General features: G+C 70.9%; 21 protein-coding genes. 9 read left to right on the forward strand and 12 right to left on the reverse strand.

The features are described 5' to 3' along the window. The 5 genes from PV363_RS03945 to PV363_RS03965 all read right to left on the reverse strand — a co-directional run. A partial coding sequence (locus PV363_RS03945; RefSeq protein WP_366525444.1) for a type I phosphomannose isomerase catalytic subunit occupies positions 1 to 546 on the reverse strand: 546 nt, incomplete at its 3' end. Between the two features lie 3 nt (positions 547 to 549). Beyond that, positions 550 to 2,325: a DEAD/DEAH box helicase gene (locus PV363_RS03950; protein ID WP_220343346.1), complete on the reverse strand. Its 1,776-nt coding sequence runs from the start codon at positions 2,323 to 2,325 to the stop codon at positions 550 to 552. Between the two features lie 82 nt (positions 2,326 to 2,407). Beyond that, positions 2,408 to 3,721 carry a UDP-glucose/GDP-mannose dehydrogenase family protein gene (locus PV363_RS03955; protein ID WP_301021720.1) on the reverse strand — a complete coding sequence of 438 codons (1,314 nt, stop codon included), beginning with the start codon at positions 3,719 to 3,721 and terminating at the stop codon, positions 2,408 to 2,410. 22 nt (positions 3,722 to 3,743) lie between these two features. Further along, positions 3,744 to 4,727, reverse strand: a complete 984-nt coding sequence (locus tag PV363_RS03960) for a folate-binding protein (RefSeq protein ID WP_301021721.1) — start codon at positions 4,725 to 4,727, stop codon at positions 3,744 to 3,746. Beyond that, positions 4,720 to 5,229: an FABP family protein gene (locus tag PV363_RS03965; protein ID WP_220366293.1), complete on the reverse strand. Its 510-nt coding sequence runs from the start codon at positions 5,227 to 5,229 to the stop codon at positions 4,720 to 4,722. The genes PV363_RS03960 and PV363_RS03965 overlap by 8 nt, the downstream gene beginning before the upstream one ends. Positions 5,230 to 5,276: 47 nt before the next feature. On the opposite strand from PV363_RS03965, the gene dtd reads away from it, so the two are divergent. Both dtd and PV363_RS03975 read left to right on the forward strand, forming a co-directional pair. Further along, positions 5,277 to 5,720 carry a D-aminoacyl-tRNA deacylase gene (gene dtd, locus PV363_RS03970; protein ID WP_301021722.1) on the forward strand — a complete coding sequence of 148 codons (444 nt, stop codon included), beginning with the start codon at positions 5,277 to 5,279 and terminating at the stop codon, positions 5,718 to 5,720. Between the two features lie 97 nt (positions 5,721 to 5,817). After that, a complete protein-coding gene (locus tag PV363_RS03975; RefSeq protein WP_220366294.1) occupies positions 5,818 to 6,933 on the forward strand; it encodes an LCP family protein in 1,116 nt (371 codons plus the stop codon). Between the two features lie 85 nt (positions 6,934 to 7,018). On the opposite strand, the gene PV363_RS03980 is transcribed toward PV363_RS03975, so the two are convergent. The 6 genes from PV363_RS03980 to PV363_RS04005 all read right to left on the reverse strand — a co-directional run bounded on the left by PV363_RS03980 (position 7,019) and on the right by PV363_RS04005 (position 10,619). Continuing rightward, positions 7,019 to 7,324: a DUF1416 domain-containing protein gene (locus PV363_RS03980; protein ID WP_220343340.1), complete on the reverse strand. Its 306-nt coding sequence runs from the start codon at positions 7,322 to 7,324 to the stop codon at positions 7,019 to 7,021. Positions 7,325 to 7,328: 4 nt separating this feature from the next. Next, positions 7,329 to 8,177 (reverse strand): sulfurtransferase, encoded by an 849-nt coding sequence (locus PV363_RS03985; RefSeq protein WP_220343339.1) that lies wholly within the window; start codon positions 8,175 to 8,177, stop codon positions 7,329 to 7,331. Positions 8,178 to 8,233: 56 nt separating this feature from the next. Continuing rightward, complete coding sequence (locus tag PV363_RS03990) at positions 8,234 to 8,731, reverse strand: DUF4395 domain-containing protein (RefSeq protein ID WP_220343338.1); 498 nt, start codon at positions 8,729 to 8,731, stop codon at positions 8,234 to 8,236. 193 nt (positions 8,732 to 8,924) lie between these two features. Continuing rightward, positions 8,925 to 9,404: a thioredoxin family protein gene (locus PV363_RS03995; protein ID WP_220343337.1), complete on the reverse strand. Its 480-nt coding sequence runs from the start codon at positions 9,402 to 9,404 to the stop codon at positions 8,925 to 8,927. A 64-nt stretch (positions 9,405 to 9,468) separates the two neighbouring features. After that, on the reverse strand, positions 9,469 to 10,293 hold the full coding sequence (locus PV363_RS04000) for a hypothetical protein (protein ID WP_220343336.1): 825 nt from the start codon (positions 10,291 to 10,293) through the stop codon (positions 9,469 to 9,471). After that, positions 10,290 to 10,619 carry a MoaD/ThiS family protein gene (locus PV363_RS04005; RefSeq protein WP_220343335.1) on the reverse strand — a complete coding sequence of 110 codons (330 nt, stop codon included), beginning with the start codon at positions 10,617 to 10,619 and terminating at the stop codon, positions 10,290 to 10,292. Before PV363_RS04005 ends, PV363_RS04000 begins: the two co-directional genes overlap by 4 nt. Positions 10,620 to 10,696: 77 nt before the next feature. On the opposite strand from PV363_RS04005, the gene PV363_RS04010 reads away from it, so the two are divergent. From PV363_RS04010 to PV363_RS04035, 6 genes are read left to right on the forward strand one after another with little or no spacing between them, the layout of a single operon-like run. Continuing rightward, positions 10,697 to 11,473, forward strand: a complete 777-nt coding sequence (locus tag PV363_RS04010) for a response regulator transcription factor (RefSeq protein ID WP_220343334.1) — start codon at positions 10,697 to 10,699, stop codon at positions 11,471 to 11,473. Positions 11,474 to 11,489: 16 nt separating this feature from the next. Further along, on the forward strand, positions 11,490 to 12,941 hold the full coding sequence (locus PV363_RS04015; protein WP_301021723.1) for a carboxyl transferase domain-containing protein: 1,452 nt from the start codon (positions 11,490 to 11,492) through the stop codon (positions 12,939 to 12,941). Then, positions 12,938 to 13,783 (forward strand): mycothiol synthase, encoded by an 846-nt coding sequence (mshD, locus tag PV363_RS04020; protein ID WP_301021724.1) that lies wholly within the window; start codon positions 12,938 to 12,940, stop codon positions 13,781 to 13,783. Before PV363_RS04015 ends, mshD begins: the two co-directional genes overlap by 4 nt. Positions 13,784 to 13,832: 49 nt before the next feature. Continuing rightward, entirely contained in the window at positions 13,833 to 14,495 is a 663-nt protein-coding gene (locus PV363_RS04025; RefSeq protein ID WP_220346025.1) for a hypothetical protein, read from the forward strand. A gap of 43 nt (positions 14,496 to 14,538) precedes the next feature. After that, the gene (locus PV363_RS04030; protein WP_220343330.1) at positions 14,539 to 16,734 is read left to right on the forward strand and encodes an RNA degradosome polyphosphate kinase; all 2,196 of its coding nucleotides are present in this window, start codon (positions 14,539 to 14,541) and stop codon (positions 16,732 to 16,734) included. Between the two features lie 14 nt (positions 16,735 to 16,748). Continuing rightward, on the forward strand, positions 16,749 to 17,648 hold the full coding sequence (locus PV363_RS04035; protein ID WP_255559735.1) for an NUDIX hydrolase: 900 nt from the start codon (positions 16,749 to 16,751) through the stop codon (positions 17,646 to 17,648). On the opposite strand, the gene PV363_RS04040 is transcribed toward PV363_RS04035, so the two are convergent. Further along, a complete protein-coding gene (locus tag PV363_RS04040) occupies positions 17,557 to 18,819 on the reverse strand; it encodes an MFS transporter (protein ID WP_301021725.1) in 1,263 nt (420 codons plus the stop codon). The two genes, PV363_RS04035 and PV363_RS04040, sit on opposite strands and share 92 nt — an antisense overlap. 61 nt (positions 18,820 to 18,880) lie before the next feature. Between PV363_RS04040 and PV363_RS17930 the strand changes: the two genes are divergently transcribed. Continuing rightward, positions 18,881 to 19,010, forward strand: a 130-nt coding sequence (locus PV363_RS17930) for a MerR family DNA-binding transcriptional regulator (protein ID WP_366525445.1), incomplete at its 3' end; no start/stop codon positions are given.

The raw sequence follows: 19,010 nt of genomic DNA on the forward strand, positions 1-19,010 counted from the left end.
GGCCGCCGGGCCCATCCAGGGGGACAGCAACCGCCCCACCATGCGGACGAGGCCGGGGAAGCCGGGGTCGGCGCCGAGCTCGTCGTGGAGGCGTCGTGCAAGCGGTGACTCCAACCCTTCGAGCACGTGCCACACCTCGGCGGTCGGGCGGAACGCGATCAGACCCTCGAACGGGGTCAGCGCATAGACCATCTCGGGCTTGTGGTGCGGGTCCTTGAAGACGCGGTGCGGAGCATCCAGCGCGACACCGCGCTCGTTCTCGCGGGCGAAACCTCGCTCGGCCATGACGGCCTCGGGATGGACCTGCAACGAGAGAGGCTTGTCGATCGCCAGGATCTTCAAGAGGTACGGGAGGGGCCGCCCGACGACCTCGCTGAGCGGGACGGCGGCGCCGCCCTCGACGGCGACCGTCGACTGGCCGAGGGGATGGGTGCCCATCCAGAGCTCGGCCCACGGGCTGCCGTCAGGCTCTTCGCCCAGCATCCTCGGGAGGACGGTGGGCGATCCCCAGTCGTAGTGCTGGACGACGGTGCCAAGAGCGTGCATCGCCTACCCCTTGCGTCGTGGCGTCCTGGCCGAGCGTACTGGTCCCTTGCCCGCGCTGTCCCAGGATCGACCACCACCGCTGCGACGGCCCCCGCCGCTGCCACCGGCGTGGCCGCGTGCGCCTCGGTCGCGCTCGAGGTTGATCAGCTCTCCGCCGATCCGCGTCCGGCTCAGTGCGCTCTCGGCGCCGCTGGGCAGCGGGTCGGGCAGCTCCACCAACGAGTGGTCGAAGCGGATCGAGATGTTGCCGAAGTCGGACCGGCCGAGCCCGCCCTCGTTGGCCAGCGCGCCCATGATCGACTTCGGGGTAGCGCGCTGACGCTTGCCGACGGCGAGCCGGTAGACGGCCATGCCGTCCGGCGTCGGCCGCTGGGGCCGCTCCGGGCGCTCGCTGCGGTCGGCTCGGTCGCGTCCTCGGTCGCGTTCGCTCAGGACGATGTCGTCCTTGGCGTCGAGCAGGAACGACCGTCCCTCGTGGGCGCGGACGGCGAGTGCCGCCGCGACGTCGAGCGGGTCCACTCCGGTGGACGCGGCGTACTTGCCCACGAGCCCGCGGAAGAGGTGCACGTCCTTGGTCGCGAGGGCGTCGGTGATCGCCTCCTCGAACTGCTCGACCCGGCGGGCGTTGACCTGCTCGGCGGTCGGGATGTCCATCGGCGTCACCGGCTGACCGGTGGTGCGCTCGATGACACCCAGGAGGCGACGCTCGCGCGGGGTGACGAAGAGGACGGCGTCACCGCTGCGGCCAGCACGACCCGTACGACCGATCCGGTGCACGTACGCCTCGGGGTCGTGCGGGATGTCGTAGTTGATGACGTGGCTCACGCGGTCGACGTCGAGGCCGCGGGCCGCGACGTCGGTCGCCACGAGGATGTCGAGCGAGCCGTTCTTGAGAGCGTTGACGGCACGTTCACGCTGCGCCTGCACCAGGTCGCCGTTGATGGCCTGCGCCGTGTGGCCGTACGCCCGCAGCTGCTCGGCGAGCTCCTCGGTCACCTGCTTGGTCCGGACGAAGACGATGACGCCCTCGTGCGGCTCGACCTCGAGGAAGCGGGCGAGAGCGTCCAGCTTGCGGAAGTGCGGGACCAGCAGCCAGCGCTGGCGCACGTTCTTGGCGGTGACCGTCTTGGCCTTGACCCTCACCTCGATGGGATCCTTGAGGTACTGGTTGGCCAGTCGGCGGATCGTCGACGGCATCGTGGCCGAGAACAGCGCCACCTGCTTCGTCGTGGGTGTGTCGCGCAGGATCCGCTCGACGTCCTCGGCGAAGCCCATCTTGAGCATCTCGTCGGCCTCGTCGAGGACGAGGTAGGAGATGGTCGTCAGGTCGAGGCGGCCGCGCTCGAGGTGGTCGATCACGCGACCGGGCGTGCCGACGACGACGTGCGCGCCCTTGCGGAGCGCGGCGAGCTGCTCGGTGTAGCCCGCCCCACCGTAGACGGGGACGACGTTGAGGCCGGGCAGGTGCTTGGCGTACGACGCGAACGCCTCGGAGACCTGGAGCGCCAGCTCACGGGTCGGGGCCAGCACGAGTGCCTGCGTGTCGCGTCGGGACACGTCGATGCCGGACAGGATCGGCAGCGCGAAGGCAGCGGTCTTGCCGGTGCCGGTCTGCGCCATGCCGATGATGTCGCGGCCGGCGAGCAGCGGGGGGATCGCCTCGGCCTGGATGGGGGACGGCGATTCGTAGCCGACGTCAGCAAGGGCGCGGACCAGCCGCTCGTCGTCGAGAAGGTCAGCAAAAGAAGGGTGCGCATCGAGTGGCGCGGATTCAGTCATAGCCAATCAAGTCTATGGGCCGGGCACGCCGGACCACGAATCGGGCGGGTGTGATATCGGACGTGCGTCGGGGCGCGGCTGACTACGGCCGGCCGAGACCCCGGTAGGTCCAGCCGGCCTCGCGCCACTGGATCGGGTCGAGCACGTTGCGTCCGTCGACCACGACGGCGCTGCGGACCTGCTTGGCCAGCGCTGCCGGGTCGAGCGCGACGTACTCGCGCCACTCGGTGAGCAGGAGGACGAGGTCGGCGCCGTCCACGGCCTCGTCGACCGACGGCACATAGGTCAGCTCGGGGTGCAGGCGCCGCGCGTTGTCGATCGCGTGGGGGTCGGTGACACGCACCTCGGCGCCGTGGACGTGCAGGCGCGCTGCCACGTCCAGCGCGGGCGAGTCGCGGACGTCGTCGCTGTTGGGCTTGAAGGCGGCACCGAGCACGGCGATCGTACGGCCGGTGACGGCGCCGTCGAGGACCTGGCGCGCGATCTCGACCACCCTGTCGCGGCGACGCAGGTTGATCGTGTCGACCTCGCGGAGGAAGGTCAGTGCCTCGTCGGCACCGAGCTCGCCAGCGCGTGCCATGAACGCACGGATGTCCTCCGGCAGGCAGCCGCCGCCGCACCCGATCCCGGCGTTGAGGAACGTGCGTCCAATGCGGTCGTCGTGGCCGATCGCGTCGGCCAGTGCGGTCACGTCGGCTCCGGCGACCTCGCACAGCTCGGCCATCGCGTTGATGAAGGAGATCTTGGTGGCCAGGAACGAGTTGGCGGCCACCTTCACCAGCTCGGCGGTCGGGTAGTCGGTGACGACCAGCGGCGCACCCTCGGCGAGCGGCGCGGCGTACACCTCGTCGAGGACGGCCCGCGCCCGCGCGCCGGCGGCGCCCTCCGGCAACCCGTAGACGATCCGGTCGGGGTGCAGCGTGTCCTCGACGGCGAAGCCCTCACGCAGGAACTCCGGGTTCCAGACGAGCGTGGCCTCGGGCTGCACCTGCGCGATCCGGGCGGCGATCCGGGCCGCCGTGCCCACCGGCACCGTGGACTTGCCGACGACCACGTCACCCGGTGCAAGGTGTGGCAGCAGGCCCTCGATCGCACTGTCGACCTGGCTGAGGTCGGCCGCGTTCTCGCCCGCGCTCTGGGGCGTGCCGACGCACACGAAATGGACCGTGCTCCCGGCGACGGCCGCAGGGTCGGTCGTGTAGCGGAGCCGGCCGGTGTCGCGCTGCTCGCTCAGGAGATCCTGGAGTCCGGGCTCGAAGAACGGCGCACGCCCGGCCGAGAGGTCGTCGACGATACGGGTGGCGATGTCGACTCCGGTGACGTCATGACCCATCCGCGCCAGGCACGACGAGGTGACGGCGCCCAGGTAGGAGCAGCCGATGACCGAGATACGCATGCGGGGACCCTAGCAAGCGGTCTCAGAGCGCCGGACGCACGTGCAGGCCGATCTCGGGGTCGACCAGCGCCTCCTGCGCGGCGGGGACACCGTCGACGAGGAGCGTCTCCTCGACGGGCACGTTGCGCTTCACGACGGCGAGGGCGATCGGCCCGAGCTCGTGGTGACGCGCCGTCGACCCGACGAATCCGACCCGTCGCCCGTCCAGCTGGACCTCGGCGCCATGGGAGGGCAGGTGCTCGGCCGAGCCGTCGAGGTGCAGCAGGACCGCACGGCGGGGCGGGCGACCGAGGTTGTGGATCCGGGCGACCGTCTCCTGTCCGCGGTAGCAGCCCTTGTCGAGGTGCACCGCCTGCATGAGATCCGACGTGCCGGTGGCGGCGTCGTACTGCCACCCGTACTCGTTGGGGATCGACTTGTCGTCGGTGTCGAGCCCGGGGCGCGGCACACCGGCGGCGATCCGCAACGCCTCCCAGGCCCAGGTGCCGGCAGGTGTCCCGTACGTGTCAGGCGCCGACGCCAGCTCGGCCCGCGGGATCACGGCGTACCGGAGGCCGGACAGCCCGAGGACCGCGTGGGTGCCGGTAGCGAGCGTGACATCGACCCGCATCATGAACCGCATCGAGTCGAGGTACGCCGCCAGCGCAGTGCCGCGACCGGGCTCGGTGTGCGCCACGAAGGTCTCACCGTCGTCCACGCCGTGGAAGGCGTGCTCCACCCGGCCCTGGGGCGACAGGACGAGCGCCTGGGTGGGATTGCCAGGCGACAGCCGGTCGAAGGCCTGGGTGGTCAGCGAGTGCAGCCAGCCGAGCCGGTCAGCGCCGGTGATCGTGAGGACGTCGCGGTGGGACAGGTCGACGAACGCCTGTCCGGCCTCGAGGGCTCGCTGCTCGGGGCTGATCGCTCCGTAGTGGGCTGCGACGCCTCGGTCGACGCCGTCGCCCTCGACCGCGCCAGGCAGATCGAGGAGGGGACTGCGATAGGTCGGTGCGTCGACGTCAGACACGCTTGAGCTGCCCCCAGAGGTGGGACTGCATGGGTTGCCCCTGTGCCGCCATGTCGTAGGCATACATGAGGTCGCCCTCGACGAGCCCGTACATCCGCTGGCCGGCGGTGTACTCCTTGGCCGTCGGCGTACGGACGACCGCGTCGGTCTGCAGAGTCAGGCGAGGACCGTCCAGCTCGCCGAAGTAGATCTCGACGAAGCCCGTCGGGTGCGCGAGGAGCAGCTCGACCGGCCCCTTGGCCTTGTCGATCGGCCCCCCGGGACGGAGGAAGCCCGTCTCGAGCGCCCCCGGCCGGACGCGCTCGCCCGACTCGTCGGTGATCCACGTCTGGCTGAAGTAGTGGAGGAACGGACGGCCGTCGTGCGCGAACGCGACGTCCTGCTCGAAGGAGAACGACTCGATCGTCGGATAGTCACCGCGGCCGTTGCCGTGCCACTGCCCGAGCAACCAGGCCAATCCGAGGATGTCGGGGTGCAGGTCCTCGGGAATCTCGAACGGCATGCCGCCAGTCTACGTGCGACCGGCCGCCCCTCCGTCACACTGTGCGGATGCGTGCGGTGATCCAGCGAGTCAGCTCTGCGTCGGTCCGGGTCGAGGGGAAGGTCGTGGGCGCGATCGAGCGCCCGGGGCTGGTCGTCCTCCTCGGTGTCACGCACGTCGACAGCCCCGACGACGCCGTCGCGCTGGCCGCCAAGACGTGGGGCCTGCGGATCCTCCACGGGGAGCGCTCGGCCTCCGACCTCGCCGCTCCCCTCCTGGTCATCAGTCAGTTCACGCTGTACGCCGACGTCCGCAAGGGCCGGCGACCGTCGTGGGGAGATGCGGCGCCGGCGCCGGTCTCCGAGCCGCTCTACGAGGAATACTGCCGCGCGCTGCAGGAACTCGGGGCGCACGTCGAACGTGGAGTGTTCGGAGCGGACATGGCGGTGGAGATGATCAACGACGGCCCGGTGACGTTGATCCTCGACAGCGCCGAGATGCGCCGAAGATGAGACATCGCCTGGGCTGATGACCTTTCATGGGGCACAATGAGCGAGACCGCAGCCCCGGCCGTCCGCTTGGGCTGCGCTGTGCTGGACAGGGAGAGGGATGAGCGACTACGACGGCGCCGGGAAGCGACGCGGCGAGAAGCCGCGCGGTTGGCTGCGCCGGCACTGGATCGGCGCGTCCGTCGCCGCAGTGCTCTCCGTGGTGCTCGTCGGCGGCGCCACGTACGCGTACGGGTTGATGACCAACCTCGACAACATCGACACCGTCAAAGGGCAGGCCTCCATCAAGGAGGAGAACCGCCCCGACCCCGCCCCCGGCGAAGCCCTCAACATCCTCGTGCTCGGGGCCGACGCCGAGGCCGACGGCAACAAGAACAAGTCGTCGATCAAGGCCGACCTCGGCGCGGACGGGCGGTGGAAGGACGGCAGGATCCACCGCAGCGACACGATCATGGTCGCCCACATCTCCGCCGACCGTAAGAAGGTCTCGGTCATCTCGATCCCCCGCGACTCCTGGGTCACGATCTACGACGAGGAGGGTGAGCCACGCGGCGAGAACAAGATCAACGCCGCGTTCGCCGACTACGGCCCGTCGGGCGCGATCGCGACGGTCGAGAACTTCACCGACCTGCGTCTGGACCACATGGTGATCATGGACTGGGACGGCTTCCAGGACATGACGGCAGCTGTCGGCGGGGTTCGGGTCTACATCCCCGAGACGTTCTACGACTCCTCCCAGAAGGTGGAGTGGAAGAAGGGCTGGCACAACCTCAAGGGCAAGCGGGCCCTCCAGTACGTGCGCACCCGCTACGGGCTCACCGACGGCGACTTCGGCCGCATCAAGCGCCAGCAGAACTTCATCCGTCTCCTCCTCAAGGAGATGATGAGCGGGACCAACGTCAGCAACCCGATCTCGCTCCAGAAGACGGTCGAGTCCGTCGCCGCGAACCTCACGATCGACGAGAACTTCACGACCTCCGATATCACCGGTCTTGCTTTGGCGCTGCGCGGCGTCAGCGTGGACGACGTCGACTTCCTCACCGTCCCCCTCGGATCGCCGTCGACACGCAACCTCGACAACGGCATGAACGTGGTCAACCTCGACGAGGAGAAGGGCGAGGAGCTCTGGCGCATGGTCCGCAACGACAAGGTCAAGAAGTACCTTCGCCTCAACCCTGATGCCGCCAAGCTCGGCAGCGAGACCGAGGTCAGCTGAGCCAGCCGCCCGTACGAGGCAGCTCCCGACGTACGACGAAGCCCCCGCCCGAGATCCGGTGCGGGGGCTTCGTTGTGCCGTACTGTCAGGCCGCCTCGATCGTCACCTCGATGTCGACGGCGCTCCCACGCTGGGCCTTGACCTGGCGGTCGACCGAGCGCGCGCGCGGCGCGAGAGTGCGCAGCGTCCACTCGCCGGGAGCGGCGAAGAACCGGAACTGGCCGGTCTCCGACGTCGGGACCTCGGCGGTGAACTCGCCGGTGGCGTCGAGCAGCCGTACGTAGGCGTTGCCGACCGGCTCGCCGGACCTGGTGACGATGCCCTGGATCACGGACTCCTTCGCGAGGTCGACCCCCTCCAGGCTGGGGCCGCCGCGGGTCGCGCCGCACACGGGCTCAGGCCTCGCCGGGCTCGTCGCCGAGCGCGACGGGGACGCCGATCAGCGAGCCGTACTCGGTCCAGGAGCCGTCGTAGTTCTTCACGTTCGGGATCTCGAGGAGCTCCTGGAGCACGAACCACGTGTGCGACGAGCGCTCGCCGATGCGGCAGTAGGCGATGGTGTCCTTGCTGCGGTCGAGGCCGGCCTCGGCGTAGAGCGCCTCCAGCTCCTCGTTGCTCTTGAAGGTGCCGTCGTCGTTGGCTGCCTTGCTCCACGGGACGTTGCCGGCCGTGGGGATGTGGCCGCCGCGCTGGGCCTGCTCCTGCGGGAGGTGGGCAGGAGCGAGCAGGCGCCCGGCGAACTCGTCGGGGCTGCGCACGTCGATGAGGTTCTGGACGCCGATCGCGGCGACGACCTCGTCACGGAAGGCGCGGATGGAGGTGTCCTGCTCCGAGGCGGTGTAGGACGTCTTCTCGCGGGTCGGGATCTCCTTGACGAGCTCGCGGCTGTCGAGCTCCCACTTCTTGCGGCCCCCGTCGAGCAGCTTGACGTCCTGGTGGCCGTACAGCTTGAAGTACCAGTAGGCGTAGGCCGCGAACCAGTTGTTGTTGCCGCCGTAGAGCACGACGGTGTCGTCGTTGCTCACGCCACGCTCGGACAGGAGCGCCTCGAACTGCTCCTTGCTGACGAAGTCCCGACGGACCGGGTCCTGCAGGTCGGTCTTCCAGTCGAGCTTGATCGCTCCGGCGATGTGGCCCTTCTCGTAGGCCGTCGTGTCCTCGTCGACCTCGACGAGCACGACGTTCGGGTCGGACAGGTGCTCCTCGACCCAGTCGGCGGTGACGAGCGCGGTGTCGCGGCTCATGGGATACCTCCACGGTTGGTGTGACGCTGGATGGGTGGTGCTGATGAGTCGTGCAGTCAGGCCCGCTGCGGCGAGACCCGTCGGACGATGAGGTACATCTCGCAGCCGAGGCAGAAGCCGGTGACGGCGTTGAGCAGCGCTGCTGCCAGCGCAAAGCCGACGGCGACCGCGGCGACCGGTGCGGCACCGACGAGCGAGGCGACGAGGGCGATCAGGGTGAAGACGAGCCCCACCGACTGGGCGAAGCGCGGCGGGCGGGCGTCCTCGGTCTCCGTCGGAGCGCCGATGCGGGGCCGTACGAGCCGCGCGAACAGCTGGGCGTACGGCGTGCCCGCCGGTCCCACGAGCACCCCGAGGGCGAAGACGAGGGCCTGGAACGCGATCAGCACCGTCGCGAGCGACGAGCCGATCGTCACGAGAGCGACCGCGAGGACGGCCGCGGTGATCGCGGCGGAGAAGCGTTGACCCCGCGGGTCGACCACTCCGTGAAGACCGGCATCGGGGCCGGCGGTGGGAGCAGCTCGACGCGGGGTGGTCGACGAGGTGTGAGACATGGAGACTCCAGGCGCAGAACGGTGCCGCACGGGCGGCGGACAGGTGGGTTCGTTCAGCGCATGCGACACAGCGCCGAGCGCACGCGGCAGTTGTCGACTGCCCGTCGCCTGGTCAGGTGTGTCGTGGGAGGCATGCCGCAAGAGTAGGCGGCGATCCCCCACCGGTCACTTTCCCGTCCAACAAATGAGACGGCTATCCATCATCCGAGACACGCGTCTTTGTGACGCTGTCGAGAACCGCCTCGATCTCAGTGACCCGTGGGACGCCGGAGGCGCGACCGACGACCGCGCCGTCACGGTCGAGGACGAGCACCGTCGGAGTACGCAGGATGCCGAGGCGGCGTACGAGGTCGAGGTGAGACTCGGCGTCGACGTCGACGTAGGCCACGTCGTCGCGCCCGTCGGCCACCCGAGTCAGGAGCACCCGCGCCGCACGGCACGGAGCACAGAAGGCACTCGAGACCTGGACCAGCGTGGCAGCCTCTCCCAGTCCGGAACCGATGTCGGCAGCGGTGAGCACGGCAGGCTCGGCCGGGGCGGGAGCACCATCGACCGGAGGCGTCGGTGCCACCGGCCCGGCGGCACGGACACGCCCGTCGCGGCGGTGGCGGAACAGCGCGAAGGCGCCGGTGACGATGAGCACGACGACGAGGACGGAGACTCCGAGGGGCACGTTCCAAGAGTACGGACCACCCGTTTGAACCCGTCCTCCCTCGGGCGCCGGACCGGCCGTCCGATCAGATGCCCGCCCAGACCAACGACGCGACGAACACGACCGGACCGGCCAGCGCGATCGGCGCGGTCACCTCCATCGCCCACCGCGCAGGAGGCAGCGGGCGCCACCGGCGACCCACCGCACCTCCGGCGAGCACCGCACCGGCGATCGCCAGCGCGGCGATCCCGCCCACCAGGGCGTGGGCACCCTCGAGAGAAGCGAGCACGATGCCGCTCAACGCACTCAGCGCGAGCGCCCAGACCTGGGTCACCGGTCGCATCCGAACCGACCGGTCGGCGAGGACCATGATCACGGTCACGACCGCCGCGACGACGATCGCCGGACGACCGACCGGTGACAGCGCCGCCGCCAGCCAGCCCGTCGCCATCAGAGCGATCGTGCCTGTGACGACGACCTCTCCGAGTGCAGTGACGACATCGGGTCGCGGAGGCGGACGACGGAGCTGACCGAGGAGGGCCGCCAGCACCAGCACGGGGAAGGCGATCCCGACACCCGCGAGGGAGCCCCCAGCGACGGACGCGCTCGCGGTCGCCACCGTTCCCGCCGCACCCGAGATCGTCGTGGGTGCGAGGGTGACGACCGCCGCGGCCAGACCCGCCAAGGCGATCGGCGCCACCTTCGGCGACCGCGCGGGGGCGCGGGTGACGCCGGCCGGCGGAGGGGACGCGGCCAGCACCAGCTGCACCAGGAGCACCGCACCCGCCACCACGACGGGTCCGGCGAAGTCGGCGAGCACCAGCAGAGCGACCAGCGCGCACGTGACCACCCAAGGCGCGAAGGCGGTCAGCCCGAGGGGCGAGCGTGCTTCCTCGCGAACGCGACTCACGTGCGGTCGGTCTCGGGCCGACCCGCGCCGCCGGCGAAGGGCGGGAGCAGCTCGAGTCGTCCGCCGGGCCCCACCGTGACGGTGGCCGGATCGGCACTCCCGAGGGGCTCTTCGCCGACCAGGACCGAGCAGATCTCCAGCACGCGCATGAAGCGCTCGTTGCCGGCGTGCAACGCCCTCACGGCGTCGAGGACCTCGGCCACGGTGCCGGGATCGACCTCGTCCACCTCGCGGCCAGCAGCGGCACGCGCAGCGGCCCAATAGCGGACGGTGACGCTCGAACTGCTCGCGGCGCCTCGGTTACCGGCTGTTGATGCATCCGACACGTCGTCTATTGTGAGGCAAGCAATGAAGCCCTGGGCAGAGCCCTGGGCTTTCTTTGTATCCGCAGAAGGGTTACGCGATGTCCACCTTGCTCCTGCTGACACCGAGTACGCAGTCCTCCATCGAAGTACTGCCTGCGCTGGCGCTCCTGCCCCACCACGTCAAGATCCTCCCGCCCGAGGCCAGCGCGCTGCTGGATGCGCCGTCGTGCGACGCCGTCCTCATCGATGGGCGCACCGACCTGGCCCAGGCCCGCGGGCTCACCCGTCTCCTCCGCACCACCGGCATGGACGCCCCGCTGGTGCTCATCGTCACCGAGGGTGGGCTCGCCGTCGTGGCCGCCGACTGGCGCATGGACGACGTCGTCCTCACCACCGCCGGCCCGGCCGAGGTCGAGGCCCGTCTGCGACTGGCGATCGGGCGGGTCGCAGCCGAGGCGGGCGGCGAGCCCGACTCGCACGTCATCCGCTCCGGCGGGCTGACCGTCGACGACGTGACCTACACCGCGCGTCTCGACGGCCGCTCGCTCGACCTCACGTTCAAGGAGTTCGAGCTCCTCAAGTTCCTCGCTCAGCACCCCGGTCGCGTCTTCACCCGGCAGCAGCTGCTCCAGGAGGTGTGGGGGTACGACTACTTCGGAGGGACCCGGACCGTCGACGTGCACGTGCGCCGGCTGCGCGCCAAGCTCGGCCCCGACAACGAGACACTGATCGGGACCGTGCGCAACGTCGGCTACCGCTTCGTAGCGCAGTCGCGCGACCGTCGCGACGCCGGCACGACCGCGAGCTCCGACGCCGGCTCGGGCGACGACGCCGAACGTCCACGAGCGGGAGCACGGCACACCACCGCCCGTTGACCGGAAAGGACGGAGCATGAGCGCACGCCGTACGGCGTCGGACCTGGTCGAGCTCGTCCTCGACGCCGACTCGTTCGCGTCGTGGGACTCTCCGATCGACATCGGCCGCTGGCCGGATGCCTATCAGCGTGAGCTCCTGCGGGCCGCCGAGCGCTCCGGGCGCGACGAGTCGGTGATCACCGGCCGGGCCACCGTGAGGGGTCGACCGGTCGCCGTCGTCGCGAGCGAGTTCCGCTTCCTCGCGGGCTCCATCGGCGAGGACGCGGCCCGCCGCATCGTCCACGCCGTACGCCGGGCGACCGAGGAACGCATCCCCGTCCTGGCCACCACCGCCTCGGGCGGCACGCGCATGCAGGAGGGGACGCCGGCCTTCCTCCACATGATCGACATCTCCCGCGCGATCATGGACCACAAGGCAGCGGGGCTCCCGTACCTCGTCCATCTCGGGCATCCCACGACCGGTGGCGTCTTCGCCTCGTGGGGCTCGCTGGGCCACGTCACCGTCGCCGAGCCCGGCGCTCTGGTCGGCTTCCTCGGCCCGAAGGTGTACGAGGTGCTCCACCACCGCCCGTTCCCCGAAGGCGTCCAGACCGCCGAGAACCTCGCGCACCACGGCATCCTCGACGCCGTCGTGACCGCGGAGGATCTCCCCGCACTGGTCGACCGCACGCTCGGGATCCTCGTCGACCCGCCACGACCGGCCGCCCTCCCGCGGAGGGAGCCGGTCGCGACCGGGAGCGGCGACACCTGGGCGGCCATCGAGCGCACCCGGGCACCGGGACGCCTCGGTGTCCGCGAGGTGCTGCGCGTCGGTGGTGAGGACACCATCCGCCTCCAGGGCACCGACGAGGGCGAGCGCGACAGCGCGATGATCGTCGCCCTGACCCGACTCGACGGAGAGCCGTGCGTGGTCGTCGGTCAGGACCGCCAGGCGCAGGCGCGGGCGCCGATGGGTCCCGGCGCGCTCCGCGAGGCCAGACGCGGGATGCGGCTGGCCGAGGAGCTCGGTCTCCCGCTCGTCTCGTTCATCGACACCCCAGGCGCTGACCTGTCCAAGGCCGCCGAGGAGGGTGCGATCGCCGGCGAGATCGCGCGCTGCATCGCGACGATGGCGACGATGACGGTGCCCACGGTCGCCGTCCTGCTGGGCGAGGGCTGCGGGGGCGGGGCGCTCGCACTCTTCCCCGCCGACGTCGTGGTCGCCACCCAGAGTGCGTGGCTCTCGCCGCTGCCACCAGAGGGCGCGTCCGCGATCGTCCACGGCGACGCCGACCACGCCGCGGAGATGGCGACGGCTCAGCGTGTGTCCGCCGCCGACCTCTTCACCGCAGGAAAGGTGCAGGTTCTCGTGCCCGAGCTCGATTCCGACAGCGGGGACGCCAAGAGCCTCGCCATCGCCGTCGCCGCCGAGGCGGCCACCCAGCTCCGGGTGCTCCGTGCAGGCTCCGGCACAGGACCACGCCGATGACCGCCGCGGTCGACCCCCGTGTCGCGCTCGCTGAGAGGGTGGCTGCCGCGGACGGCGTGTCCCCGCTCAACGAGGCGAGCCGGATAGCGATCGCCGCCGCCCACCCACCGCGCGTCGACCATGCGACCCGTGACGGTGACGACCTCGTCGGTGTCGCGTACGCCGCCGGGGACGCGCCCGTCGAGGTGTTCGTGGATCCCCACCACCGTCGGCACGGCGTCGGTGGCGCGCTCCTCGACCGTCTTCTGAACGAGGGCGAGAGCCGCTTCTGGGCTCACGGAGACCTCCCACCAGCGCAGGCCCTCGCTCGCAGCCGCGGCCTGGGGGTCGTACGCACGCTCGTCGTCCTCGAGCGGACCACCGCCGATCCGCTGCCCGAGGAGCGCGGCATCGACGGGGTGACGATCCGGCCCTGGCGAGACGAGGACACCGCAGGACTGGTCGCCGTCAACGCTCGCGCCTTCGCGATGCACCCGGAGCAGGGTGCGATGGACGAGGCCGACTTCCGAGCGCGGGCCACCCTGCCGTGGTTCGACCCGGCCGGGCTGTTCGTCGCCGAGCGTGACGGACGGGTCGTCGGCTTCCACTGGACCAAGGTGGACCCGCCGGCCATCGAGGGCGGCGAGGTCGGTGAGGTGTACGTCGTCGGCGTCGACCCGTCCGAGCAGGGGCACGGGCTCGGCAAGGCACTGACGCTCCGAGGACTCCACCACCTCACCGGGCTCGGACTGGCACGGATCGACCTCTACGTCGAGGGCGACAACACCCCTGCGCTCGCCACGTACCACGGGCTGGGCTTCACCGAGAGCGCTCGCGACGTCCTCTACGGTCGCAACCTCTGATCCGCGTCGTGCGGCCGCACCGCTTGGGGGCGAGTGCCAGGGTGGATGAATGACCGCGTCGCTGGAGCCCAGCGCCTCCTACCTCGTCCGCCGCGCCGGGCTGGTCGACGTGACCCATGCGGCCAGGCTCCTCGAAGTCTCCGCTCCCGCGCTGGACATCGACGGCGACGGCACCGTCGACGGGCCTCTGGATCCCCAGGTCGCGGCGGTCGTCACCCGGCTCGCCCTCAGCCATCTCGTGCTTCAGCAGGGCAAGCTGTGGGTGGCCGAGCGCGACGGCGTCCTCCAGGCCGCGACAGTCTGGATGCCGCGCCACGAGGTCCGTCTCGGAGCGGTCGGGCTCTCCGAGGGCCTTCGCGAGACCGTTCGGCTCGAGCTCGACGCCGCCACCGTCCACGCGGCGCTCGATCCCGGAGAGGACGTCCGCGAGGCGCTGGGCGCGGCGGAGACCACCGTCGCCGACATGCTGAGCCGAGTCGCGCCGGACGTCGTGCTCACCACGCTGGCCGTCGTCCCCGACCTCGCCCCGCACGAGCGTGCCGACATCCTTCAGGCCTGCATCACGGCCGCGTTGGAGGAGACCGACGGCGTCGCCGCCGCGATGACGCTGCTCACCGAGCACGTCGCCGTCCTCGAGGCGTCGGGGTTCGTCCGCGTCGCCGAGGTGACGGTCGGCGCCGGTCACCGGCTGTGGGTCGGCACCAGCCGCTGATCCGCGTCACCCGCTCGTCGCTGGTGCGTGGCACGATGCGGGAATGGCCGAAGTCCTTCCCCCACCCGCCATCGTCGAGGAGCACCCGAGCTCGCCGGACTCGTTCGACGTGGACCCGCCGTTCGTCGACCACGGACCGGACCTGCCCGACGACCGGCTCAGCGATCGGGAGCTGTCGTGGTTGGCCTTCAACCAGCGGGTGCTCGAGCTGGCCGAGGACACGTCGGTGCCGCTGCTCGAGCGCGTACGCTTCACGGCGATCTTCTCGGGCAACCTCGACGAGTTCTTCATGGTCCGCATCGCCGGCCTCAAGCGACGGCTCGCGGCGGGCCTGGCATCACGGCGCGCCAGCGGCATGCAGCCCCGCGAGGTGTGGTCCGCGAGCCTGCAGCGCAGCCGCGAGCTGATGTCTCGGCAGGGCGCCCTCCTGACGGAGGAGCTCACGGAGCGGCTCGACGAGCGAGGGATCGCGCTCCTGCACTGGGACGACCTCGAGCCGGACGAGCGCGACGACGCCTCGCGCGTCTTCCGGGCCCGGGTCTTCCCGGTGCTGACCCCGTTGGCGGTCGATCCCGCCCATCCCTTCCCCTACATCTCGGGTCTCTCCCTCAACCTGGCCGTCGTCATGCGCAACCCGGTCACCGGCAAGTCGCACTTCGCCCGGGTCAAGGTGCCGCCGATCTTCGACCGCTGGGTGACGGTCGGTCCTGCCCGGTTCGTGGCGCTCGAGGAGGTCATCGCGGCACACCTCGACGCGCTGTTCCCCGGGATGGAGATCACCGGGCACCACGCGTTCCGCGTGACCCGCAACGAGGACCTCGAGGTGGAGGAGGACGACGCCGAGAACCTCCTCAAGGCGCTGGAGCAGGAGCTGCTTCGCCGGAAGTTCGGCCCTCCCGTGCGCCTCGAGGTCGAGGACACGATGGACGACCACGTGCTCGAGCTGCTCGTGACCGAGCTCGACATCAGCCCGGACGAGGTCTTCCGGCTCCCGGCTCCGCTCGACCTGGCCAGCCTGCACCAGATCGCCGACCTCGACCGGCCCGAGCTGCAGTTCGAGCCCTTCGTGCCCGCGACGCACCCCGATCTCGCCGAGGTCGAGACGTCCAGTCCCGTCGACATGTTCGCGGCGCTGCGCCAGCACGACGTGCTGATCCACCACCCGTACGACTCGTTCGCGACGAGCGTCCAGCGCTTCGTCGAGCAGGCCGCGGCGGACCCGCGCGTGCTCGCGATCAAGCAGACCCTCTATCGGACCTCCGGCGACTCCCCCATCATCGACTCGCTCATCGACGCCGCCCGGGCGGGCAAGCAGGTGCTGGTCCTCATCGAGATCAAGGCGCGCTTCGACGAGCAGGCCAACATCCGCTGGGCACGCAAGCTGGAGCGTGCCGGATGCCACGTCGTCTACGGCCTGCTGGGGCTCAAGACCCACTGCAAGCTGTGCCTGGTGGTGCGCGACGAGCCGGACGGGCTGCGCCGCTACGCGCACATCGGCACCGGCAACTACAACCCCAAGACGGCCCGCCTGTACGAGGACTACGGCCTGCTCACGACCGACACCGACATCGCCGACGATCTCACCGACCTCTTCAACAACCTGTCGGGCTACTCCCGGCGGGAGTCCTACCGCGAGCTGATGGTGGCTCCTGCCGGCGTGCGTTCCGGCATCGTGGACAGCATCGAGCGCGAGATCGAGCACCATCGGGCCGGACGCCCTGCCGGGATCAGGATCAAGGTCAACTCGATCGTCGACGAGGAGGTCATCGACGCGCTCTACCGGGCGTCGCGTGCGGGCGTCGGGGTGGAGATGGTCGTCCGGGGCATCTGTGCCCTGCGGCCCGGTGTCCCGGGGATGAGCGACAACATCGTCGTGCGGAGCATCCTCGGGCGCTTCCTCGAGCACAGCCGGCTGTTGTGGTTCACCAACGGCGGCGACCCGCAGGTCTGGATCGGCTCGTCCGACCTGATGCACCGCAACCTCGACCGCCGTGTCGAGGTGCTCGTACGACTCGACCGGCCCGAGCACATCGCCGAGATCGGCAACGTCCTCGACCTGTCCATGGACCCGGGGACCGACGCGTGGAACCTCGGCCCCGACGGCACCTGGAGCCGCGCCACCTCCCCTGACGGTCCGCTGCGTGACCTGCAGCAGACGCTGATCGAGCGCACTCGCGCCCGCCGAGCCCGAGCGCGTGCGGAGGCGAAGGCCAGGGCTACGGCCGGCGGTCTGGTGTGAGCCGCCCCGTGCGCATGTCCGCCGGCGCCGTCGTGTGGCGGCCGGCCGGCTCCCGTCCCAAGGACGGGCTCGAGATCCTCCTCGTCCACCGCGCGCGCCACGACGACTGGAGCATCCCCAAGGGGACCGTCGAGCGCGGCGAGCTCCGACCCACGACGGCGGTCCGCGAGGTCGAGGAGGAGACCGGCGTCCTGGCGCGGTTGGGTGTGCCGTTGATGGAGCTCGAGTACGAGTTCGCCAAGGGCCGGCTCAAGAACGTCGCCTACTGGTCGGCGACTCCGGTCAGCGGAGACGCCGACACTTACGTGCCCAACAAGGAGATCGACGGCGTCGCCTGGGTCACGCTCGACAAGGCGCCGAAGCGGCTCTCGTACGACACCGACCGGGCGGTGCTCGAGGCCTTCGGTGAGCGCGTCGGGTCCGACGCCCACCGGACGCGGACGCTGGTGGTGGTCCGCCACGCGCAGGCCCGCTCGCGCAGCCGCTGGCGCAAGGAGCCCCTCGTCCGCCCGTTGACCGCGGCAGGCAGGCGTGAGGCCGGACGGCTCCGGCCCGTCCTGTCGGCGTACGGCGTGCACCACCTGCACTCGAGCGGTGCCCTTCGCTGTGTGCAGACGCTCGAGCCCTACGCCGACGCCACTCACCGTCCCATCACCGTCGACCACCGACTCGACGAACCGCGCGACGGCGGCCCGGCGAAGCAGCGGCCGGTGACGGAAGCGATGGCCGAGGACGTCGAGCACGGGCGCCCTGTCGCGGCCTGCGGCCACCGGACGGTGATCCCGCGCATGCTCAAGGCGGTCGGGGTCGACGCCGACGCGCTCAGCGCGGGGCCTCTGCCTCTTGCGGGGCTGGTGGTCGTCCACCATCGCCGCGGCGAGGTGCTGGCGACCGAGCGCCACGTGCTGCGCTGATCACGAGGCCGGTGGCGGCGACGCCGACGGCGAGGGCCGCGACCGGGGCGAGGGCGTCGACCCCGCGGTTCTCCAGCAGCCACGCTCCGGAGGCAGCACCGGCGGCGATCCCGAGGTTGAGCGCGGTGACGACGACCGCCCCCGCGGCGCCGCGTGCCGCCGGTGAGGCGATCCGCATCACGGTCGACTGGAAGACCGGCGGGAACAGCCCGATCATCGTTCCCCAGACCCCGACGACCACCAGGGCGACCACGGTGCTCGTGTCGAGCGCCGTGATCGCGAGCACGGTGATCGCGAAGGCGATCGCGGTCCCCGGGAGAGCCGCCGTCGGGAACCGGTCCGACAGTGGCCCGGCGATCGCGAGCCCCAGCGCCCCTGTGGCGCCGAACAGCGCGAGCACGCCGCCGAGGGCCGCGGAGTCCATGCCCGCGACGCGCGTCACGAGGGGACCGACGTAGGTGAACACCTGGAAGTGACCGACGAGCACCAGCGCGCCCAAGGTCGCGGTGACGGTCACGCGGACGAGCGAGCGGTCGCGACCTGCGGGCACGGCGCCCGCGGGCAGGGGTTTCTGGCCCGGGGCGGCACCTGGAGGAAGCACCGTCACGAGTGCGAGCGAAGCGACGACGAGGAGGACACCCGCGCCCACGAGCACCGCCCGCCAGCCGACGAGCTCGGCGGCCGCCGTACCGAGCGGCACGCCGACGACGCCCGCTGCGGTCGGTCCGACGAGGACGACCGACACCGCCTTCCCGATGTGCCGCTCGTCGACGAGCGACGCGGCGTACGGCACGAGCAGAGCCCACAGCAGGCCGTGCGCACCCGCGGCCACGACCCGGGCGACGACCAGCTGCCCGTACGCGGGAGCCGTCGCCGCAAGGAGAGCCGCGCCGGCACTGACCAGCACCGCGCCGAGCATCACCCCGCGGCGAGGGAGCCTGCGGGTGAGTCGCTCGAGGGGGAGGCTGAGGGCCGCGACGGTGAGAGCCCAGGCCGTGACGAGCAGTCCGATCCGGCCCCGCGAGACCCCGAGGTCATGAGCCATCGAGGGCAGCAGTCCGGCAGGGAGCAGCTCGATGGTGACGGTCGCAAAGCCCGCGCCGGCGAGGGTGAGCAGCGCCGCCCAGGTCTTGCGGGTCATGTCCGGAACATGTGTCGTCGTCTGTGTCATGCTCGGACCGTAAACCTTGACATTTATGTCAAGGTCAAGCCCGACGATGAAGGGGATCACGATGCGCGTGGGAGAGCTCGCCGAGCTGACAGGGGTGGCCCCCCGGATGCTGCGCTACTACGAGGAGCAGGGCCTCCTCGTCCCGCCGCGCCAGGACAACGGATACCGGTCGTACGGAGAGGAGCACGTCG

Source organism: Mumia sp. (assembly GCF_028803055.1).
In the GTDB taxonomy this organism is placed as follows: Bacteria; Actinomycetota; Actinomycetes; order Propionibacteriales; family Nocardioidaceae; genus Mumia.

Excerpts from the sequence above, each read along its gene's own strand:
- PV363_RS03950 (WP_220343346.1), bottom strand. The coding sequence starts at position 2,325 with ATGACTGAATCCGCGCCACTCGATGCGCACCCTTCTTTTGCTGACCTT.
- PV363_RS03955 (WP_301021720.1), bottom strand. The coding sequence starts at position 3,721 with ATGCGTATCTCGGTCATCGGCTGCTCCTACCTGGGCGCCGTCACCTCG.
- PV363_RS03965 (WP_220366293.1), bottom strand. The coding sequence starts at position 5,229 with ATGCCGTTCGAGATTCCCGAGGACCTGCACCCCGACATCCTCGGATTG.
- dtd (WP_301021722.1), top strand. The coding sequence starts at position 5,277 with ATGCGTGCGGTGATCCAGCGAGTCAGCTCTGCGTCGGTCCGGGTCGAG.
- PV363_RS03975 (WP_220366294.1), top strand. The coding sequence starts at position 5,818 with ATGAGCGACTACGACGGCGCCGGGAAGCGACGCGGCGAGAAGCCGCGC.
- PV363_RS03985 (WP_220343339.1), bottom strand. The coding sequence starts at position 8,177 with ATGAGCCGCGACACCGCGCTCGTCACCGCCGACTGGGTCGAGGAGCAC.
- PV363_RS03990 (WP_220343338.1), bottom strand. The coding sequence starts at position 8,731 with ATGTCTCACACCTCGTCGACCACCCCGCGTCGAGCTGCTCCCACCGCC.
- PV363_RS04010 (WP_220343334.1), top strand. The coding sequence starts at position 10,697 with ATGTCCACCTTGCTCCTGCTGACACCGAGTACGCAGTCCTCCATCGAA.
- PV363_RS04015 (WP_301021723.1), top strand. The coding sequence starts at position 11,490 with ATGAGCGCACGCCGTACGGCGTCGGACCTGGTCGAGCTCGTCCTCGAC.
- mshD (WP_301021724.1), top strand. The coding sequence starts at position 12,938 with ATGACCGCCGCGGTCGACCCCCGTGTCGCGCTCGCTGAGAGGGTGGCT.
- PV363_RS04025 (WP_220346025.1), top strand. The coding sequence starts at position 13,833 with ATGACCGCGTCGCTGGAGCCCAGCGCCTCCTACCTCGTCCGCCGCGCC.
- PV363_RS04030 (WP_220343330.1), top strand. The coding sequence starts at position 14,539 with ATGGCCGAAGTCCTTCCCCCACCCGCCATCGTCGAGGAGCACCCGAGC.
- PV363_RS04035 (WP_255559735.1), top strand. The coding sequence starts at position 16,749 with ATGTCCGCCGGCGCCGTCGTGTGGCGGCCGGCCGGCTCCCGTCCCAAG.
- PV363_RS04040 (WP_301021725.1), bottom strand. The coding sequence starts at position 18,819 with ATGACACAGACGACGACACATGTTCCGGACATGACCCGCAAGACCTGG.